This is a genomic window from Pseudomonadota bacterium, assembly GCA_010028905.1.
Taxonomy (GTDB): domain Bacteria; phylum Vulcanimicrobiota; class Xenobia; order RGZZ01; family RGZZ01; genus RGZZ01.
In genome coordinates this window covers 1-4,411 of sequence record RGZZ01000423.1, presented here as the reverse complement: position 1 = coordinate 4,411, position 4,411 = coordinate 1, and the positions used below count along the sequence as shown (strand labels likewise).

Below are 4,411 nucleotides of genomic sequence, written 5' to 3'. Positions count from 1 at the left end.
CCCCCACCCCCGTGGCAGGCGGAACGCGTACGAGCCTGAACCTCGAGACCGCGCTGCCTTGGAGCACGGCCGTGATCGACACCACCGCCTACGCCGGATACATCGACGCGGCAGGGCAGGTTCGTCTCGCCCGCAGCGTGGGCGGCGGAACCTGGGCGCCGTGGCTCGGGCTCGGCCTCACCAGCACCGATCCGGTGGCGTTGGTGGCGTACAAGGGAGTGCTGGTGGTGGCCGCGCGTTCCGGTGGAACCCTCCTGCTCTGCAGCGTCACGACGGCAGGCACGATCACCCCCTTCGCATCCACCGGGCAGTCAACGACAACCGCCCCGTGCATGACGACCGATGAGCGTGGCGTGTACTGCTTCATCGCCTGGGCGGGCGGCTCCACGGGCCAGACCACGTACGTCTCCAACGTGCTCCTCGATGCGAGAACCGGCAGACCGAACGTGAACAGCAACGTGTATGCGATGCCCGCGATCTTCAACACGCAAGACCGTCCCGCCGTCGCAGCCGTGCAGGTTTCGAACTACATCAGCGTGGTCTGCGCGGTGCGCGGCACAGGCGCATGCTACAACCGGCTGGTCACGAGCTTCCCGAATGCGAACGCGGTCTGCACGAGCATCTCGCTGTCGAGCGCACCGTCGCTGACCTCGATCAATGGAAAGCTCTACGTCGCCTACAAGAGCTTCTCTGATCAGCAGAGCTACCTCGGCAATGTCACCAGCAGCGGCGTCTCCCCAATGGTGCTCAGCAGCCCCACCAGCGTGGCGCCCACCCTGACGCAGTGGAACGGCCGACTGCTCGACGCCAGCGTTGCCAACGGCAAGATGTGCCTGGAGTCCATTGCCCCCTGGTGAGGCGCACCTTCCGCCTGCAAGAAGGCAGACCATCCGCGCCACGACTGTGCCAGAGCGGTCTGCCTGCGCGTATCCCTCACGGCTCCGCCTGCAGCCGCTGCAGGTGCCGATCGAGCAACGCGCACAGCCCGCGGTCGAACGGCAGGTCGCTGTGATGCGCGGCCACGCTCGCCTTCCCCGCGTCGCCTTCCAGCGGTAGCCCGAGGGCCGCGGCGCTCTCCACCGACACCACTCCGTCGCTGCGCTGCCACTGGGGGTGATCGGGGAAGCGTGTCGCCAGGCGCGGGCTCACGATGGCGGCGCTGGTGGCGAAGAAGACGAGGTCGTCGTCGTCCCAGCGCCCCACCTGCAGCGCGCCGCCCGCCATCTGCAGCACGTCCATCGGATAGAGCGTGCCGCGCACCCAGAAGAAGGGCACGGGCAGCTCCGGTGCGGGCAGCAGGCGATGCTCGGCGTCCGGCAGCTGCGCTGCTTCCATGAAGGCAGTGGTGAGCTGCGCGTCGATGCGTCCCGAGAGCTCATGCTCATACACCTGGGCGAGGAAGGTGGCCTGGGCCTGGCGCCTCTGCCGCAGCCGCTCGCGGGTCTTCCACCCCTCCGCCTTCGCCTGTGCCTCGATGTTGGCACGCAGCTGGGCGAGATAGGGCTGCAGCATCGCTTCCGCCATGTCGAAGATGGCGAAGCGCTGCCCGAAGAAACGGGCTGTCTGACCGATGGTGGCGTCGGCCGCGACCAGCGCGTCAGCAATGGTCTTGACCCGATCACCGTCGAGGCCGGCGTCGGCCATCTCGCTGCCGCGGTGCGGCGTGCCCAGGGTGATGACCTCGCGGGTGCGCGCCACCAGATCGGCATACTGGGGATCACTCATCAGCGCGCGGGCGATGAGCCCGCCATTGCTGTGGGCGACCCACACGAGGTTGCGGGCCGCGGGGGCGCGACGCGGATCGGCCTCGAGCCAGGCCCGCACCTGCGCCGCCACGAGCGGTGCCGCACCCGGCTCGAAGTACCACGCATCACGAGCATCGTAGCGCACGTAGAGCACTCCGCCCCGCCCCACGCGCTTCTCGACGATCTCCGAGAGGCTGCGGCCTTTCCCGCGGCGCCAGTAGGCATCGCGCACCGTCTTGCGCATGTACGTGCCGTCGGAGACGCCGCTGTAGGCGCGCCGCCCAAAGGGCGTATCTGCGTTGAAGCGCACCACGGCGGCGTCATGGGCGGGATCATCGTCGGTCCAGTCATCGCCGCTTGCGTTCTCGTAGCGACCGTGGACGAAGACGACCAGCACCGGCGGAACGCCCTGGGCCCACGCTTGCGCAGCGGTCTCCACGAGGAGCCGGAGCGCGACACAGAAGACAAGCGCATGCCGCAAGAAAGCAGAAGGCCTGCTCCACACCCGCCACGCAGACCCCACATCGGTGTCGGTCGTGTTCAGGGGGAGCGGCCCCGTCTTCTCATTGCAACGCGCGCGACCCTTATAGGCTGAACCCGCCTTCTGCAAAAGGCCTGACGCGTTACTGGAAGAGCACCTTCGACAGCACGTTGTTGCCCTCATTGCCCTCCTGAACGACGTTCGTGCTGTCAACCGTGACCTTGCACGTGGGGTAGTCGACAGCGTGGCCAACGTTGAGCGGAATGTCGACCCAGAGCGTCGCCTGCGGCTGCAGCGCGCCGATCTGGACGTCCTTGCTGTACTGCACGCTGGCGTGCGCGTCGTAGACCGTCAGGTTGACCGTGCACGGCGTCGACGCCTTCTGACCGAAGTTCACCACCTGCACCTTCACCGTCCCCGAGCAGGTCGCGGGATTCGGGTTCGAAACGGTGAGGGTATTCGAGAGATGCAGATCGGGGAGCTTCTGCAGCGCAGGGTTGAAGGGCTGGACGCCAGGTCCTTGCTGCGTGGTGGACGACGGAGGCAGCGCCGAGTTCGGCTTGGCCCACGTCGGCAGTGCGCTGATGGTGGCCGTTGCAAGCAGCGCAACGGCGAGGGTCTTGAGGGAAGAGGTGAGTGCTTTCATCGGTTCTGTCCTTCTCGTGTCGTATTCGTCTCTGTGTCGTCAGCATATCAGCACATGCAGGCGCTCGTCCGTGATACACGTCACCCCGCGCAGCGGCCTGCGCCGGAATAATTCAGTTCTGTAACATGGGCTTCATGGAATTGAGGCGGTGCCGATAACATGATACTCTCTCAACGTGGGCTGTTCTTGCGTTTCTCGCAGAAGACGCAACGCCCTCGAGGGAGGAACCCCGATGCGCAGAGGGTTGGCGTCGTACGGCGCGCTGATAGCCCTGCTTGGCTGGTTGCTGAGCGGTTGCGGTACAGGCGACGCAGGCAAGACGACCCACAGCGACAGCGGCGCGCAGCCGGTGGTGGTGTCGCCCACCAGCGGAAGTGCGATGAAGGTCGGAGAGAACGACCTGGTGTTCGCAGCCTCCCTCTCTCCCGCGAAGGTGCCCGTGGTCGCGCGCCCGTTCCTCTGGGTCAGCTCTCCTGCCGTCAACGCGCGAATGAATGCGTCAAAGACGGGCGAGCTCGGCGCGCTCACGGTCTCGTACCCCTCGGGCTACCTGACACCCGCGCAGATGCGGCATGCCTACGGCGTCGATCAGATCGTGGGAGACGGCACCGGGCAGACCATCGCCATCGTCAATGCCTACGGCAGCCCCACCATCCAGAGCGATCTCGCCGCCTTCAGCACGGCTGCTGGCCTGCCACAGGCCAACCTCACCATCGCCTATCAAGGCGGGGGGCCGCCCTCATCGAGCGACGCAGGCTGGGCCCTCGAGACCTCCCTTGACGTGGAGTGGGCGCACGCCATCGCGCCGGGCGCCAACCTCCTGCTCGTCGTGGCGCAAGGGCCCTACGGCAGCGACCTGCTCGAAGCGGAGAGCATCGCCATCAGCCAGGGCGCCAAACAGGTGTCGAACAGTTGGGGAGGGGGCGAGTTCTCCGGCCAGTCGTCCTACGACTCGTACTTCAGCGCCGCGGGTGTGACGGTCTTCGCAGCGTCTGGTGACAACGGCTCCGGTGTGAGCTGGCCCGCCATCTCATCGGCCATCGTTAGCGTGGGCGGAACCCATCTCTCGGTCGATCGCAGCGGGAACGTGCTCTCCGAGAGCGGCTGGTCGGACAGCGGCGGAGGCCTGAGCGACTACCTCCCCATCCCCTCGTACCAGAGCGCCAACAGCGCGGTGCAGGCGGTCTGCGGTAGCAAGCGCGGAAACCCCGACGTCAGCTACAACGGCGACCCCAACAGCGGCGTGCCGGTCTACATGACGACCCCGTACTACGGGCAGACCGGCTGGTTCGGACTTGGCGGAACGAGCGCCGGCTCTCCCCAGTGGGCCGCCATCTGCGCCATCGCAAACCAGGCTCGCGTCGCAGCCGGCGCGAGCACCATCAACGGCGCCAACAACCTGCTCTACACCTTCAACCAGGGGGCGTTCCGCGATATCACGGCCGGATCCAACGGTGGATTCAATGCTGCCGCGGGATACGATCTCGTCACGGGTCTTGGAAGCCCGACGGCAGACACCATCAATGCGCTCGTCTCGGG

General features: G+C 66.7%; 5 protein-coding genes. 2 read left to right on the top strand and 3 right to left on the bottom strand.

Annotated elements, in window-relative coordinates; translation table 11 throughout:
• The first annotated feature begins 358 nt into the window (after positions 1 to 358).
• Positions 359 to 694 (top strand): hypothetical protein, encoded by a 336-nt coding sequence (locus EB084_20380; GenBank protein NDD30624.1) that lies wholly within the window; start codon positions 359 to 361, stop codon positions 692 to 694.
• Positions 695 to 703: 9 nt separating this feature from the next.
• On the opposite strand, the gene EB084_20375 is transcribed toward EB084_20380, so the two are convergent.
• Genes EB084_20375 through EB084_20365 form a run of 3 tightly spaced genes read right to left on the bottom strand, consistent with a single transcriptional unit; the run spans position 704 to position 2,872 of the window.
• Positions 704 to 937, bottom strand: coding sequence for a hypothetical protein (locus EB084_20375; GenBank protein NDD30623.1), 234 nt, complete (start codon positions 935 to 937; stop codon positions 704 to 706).
• Positions 934 to 2,355: a hypothetical protein gene (locus EB084_20370; protein NDD30622.1), complete on the bottom strand. Its 1,422-nt coding sequence runs from the start codon at positions 2,353 to 2,355 to the stop codon at positions 934 to 936. The genes EB084_20375 and EB084_20370 overlap by 4 nt, the downstream gene beginning before the upstream one ends.
• Positions 2,356 to 2,368: 13 nt before the next feature.
• On the bottom strand, positions 2,369 to 2,872 hold the full coding sequence (locus EB084_20365; protein ID NDD30621.1) for a hypothetical protein: 504 nt from the start codon (positions 2,870 to 2,872) through the stop codon (positions 2,369 to 2,371).
• 232 nt (positions 2,873 to 3,104) lie between these two features.
• Between EB084_20365 and EB084_20360 the strand changes: the two genes are divergently transcribed.
• Positions 3,105 to 4,411, top strand: a 1,307-nt coding sequence (locus tag EB084_20360; protein NDD30620.1) for a hypothetical protein, incomplete at its 3' end; no start/stop codon positions are given.

Excerpts from the sequence above, each read along its gene's own strand:
- EB084_20365 (NDD30621.1), bottom strand. The coding sequence starts at position 2,872 with ATGAAAGCACTCACCTCTTCCCTCAAGACCCTCGCCGTTGCGCTGCTT.